Origin of the sequence: Arthrobacter sp. TB 26 (genome assembly GCF_000427315.1) — a bacterium.
GTDB lineage: Bacteria > Actinomycetota > Actinomycetes > Actinomycetales > Micrococcaceae > Arthrobacter.
Genome location: NZ_AUPJ01000540.1, coordinates 1 through 1,857 on the forward strand (window position 1 = coordinate 1; position 1,857 = coordinate 1,857).

The 1,857-nt window shown below is 65.3% G+C and carries 1 protein-coding gene and 1 pseudogene (1 of these 2 only partly in view); both read right to left on the reverse strand.

Annotated features, from left to right (window positions below; translation table 11 throughout):
* Positions 1 to 32: 32 nt before the first annotated feature.
* Positions 33 to 1,133: an iron-siderophore ABC transporter substrate-binding protein gene (locus K789_RS0121155; protein ID WP_024368486.1), complete on the reverse strand. Its 1,101-nt coding sequence runs from the start codon at positions 1,131 to 1,133 to the stop codon at positions 33 to 35.
* Between the two features lie 195 nt (positions 1,134 to 1,328).
* A pseudogene (locus K789_RS23760) lies at positions 1,329 to 1,857 on the reverse strand (ATP-binding protein) (it continues 2,971 nt past the right edge of the window).

Consider the following 1,857-nt stretch of genomic DNA (forward strand, 5'->3'; position numbering starts at 1 on the left):
CCGTCGTCGTAAGTGGGCTCACGGATCGGTGCTTACTTCACCGCGGCAGGGACTTTGTCCGCTGCAATCGCCAGCTGGGGCAGGAAGGTGTCCAGGGCCCAGGGCAGGCTCAGCGGCGAGGAAGCGGAGATGGACAGTGTGAGGGTGTTGTCCGAGTCGGCCACCAGGGCACCGTTTTTGATGGCCGGGATCTGGCCCAGCAGGGGGTCGGTCTTGATTGAATCGGCGGTTTTTAAGTCCGGGACCCAGGTCACGAAGACGTCGGACGTGAGTTCGTTGGCCTTCTCGGCGGACCAGGGGATGAAGAATTCCTTGGAACCCTTGGAATTGTCTTCCACCACGGGGGCCAGCTTCATGCCGATCTCGCGGAGGAAGCGGGGGCGGTTGTCGTTTGCGGTGTAGACGTTGACGCCGTCACCCTTGGCCGGTTCCAGGTTTCCGTAGATGAAGCTCTTACCGGCCAGCTGCGGGTATTCCGAAACCTTGTCCTGGATGGTGGCCTCGGTGTCGGCGACCAGCTTGGCGGCTTCGGCTTCCCTGCCGAGCGCCTTGCCGATGATGGCCGTGGAATCCTGCCACGGTGTTCCATAGGCCACGTCGGGGTGGGCCACCACGGGGGCGATTTCGCTGAGCTTCTTGTAGTCCTCTTCCGTCAGGCCGGAGTAGGCGCCGAGGATGACGTCCGGGTTGAGCTTGGCGATCTCGGTGAAGTTGACGCCGTCGGCCTCGGAGAACTGGGCCGGGGCCTTCGCCGAACCGAAGCCTGCGCCGAGCGCATCAAGGGCGGCGTCCTTCCACGGGGTGGAACCTTGGCCGTTGCCGCCCCATTCGTTCTTCGGGACACCGACCGGTACCACGCCGAGGGCAATCGCCACGTCGTCGTTGACCCAGGAGACGGTGACGACCCGCTTCGGCTGTTCCTTGATGGTGGTCTCGCCAAACACATGCTTGATGGTCACCGGGAACGCGGAACTGGCCGACTGGCTGGGGGCACCGGCCGCGGGCGAGCTGGCCGGGCCGGTGGAGCAGGCCGTCAGGGAGAGCGCGACGGCGGCCAGGACGGCAGTTGCCTGGCCGGTGGCGCGGAGGAAGCGGCGCGTGGGCACGGCACGGCTCGGGGCAGGGAGAGGCATGGGATTCCTTAGGTCAATGATGCGAATCTAAGTAAGGCTAGCCTATCCTTGCCATAATTAAGCAAATCTTTCGTAACGTAATTGCCTGGCGGCCGCTTTCCGCCCCATAACCAGCAACGCGGGGTCACTCACGGCCCATCCCGGTGGGGATCATGGGCGGTAAGTGACCCCGCGTTGGGGTTGGACGTACGCCGGTCAGCGGAGGACGATGTCCACCGGGTTCGCCTCGGAGCGCCAGGTTCCCTCCGGTACGGGGCGCGGGCCGATCACGGGGGCCGTGAGCACACCGGAGCGGTTGGTGCGTTTGTCCCGCAGGATCTCGGTGACGGACCCCAGGTGCCGGGACAGGTCGATCACGTTTTCCGGCGCGGCCAGGAGCAGCTGGAAACCGAACTCGTGCAGCGCCTTGATGCCGGCGCCGGCGAATTCCTCCGAAGCCAGCACAAACGCCTCGTCCATCATCACCGTGCCGTAGGTGGTGAAGCCCTGCTCGGCGATGCCCAGCTGATAGCTCAGAGCCGCCGCCATGATGAACGCGGTAAAGCGTTGCCGCTCGCCGCCGGACATCGAGCCGGTGTCCGCATGCATAAAGACTTCGGCCTTCGTCCGACCGCCCTTGGCCGCCGGCTTGGAACCAGAGCCCTGGACCTCGCGGTGCTCCTTGCACTGGATGAAGAGGTGTCCCCGGACGTCCAGCACGTCGGCTCGCCAGCGCCGGTCCTCC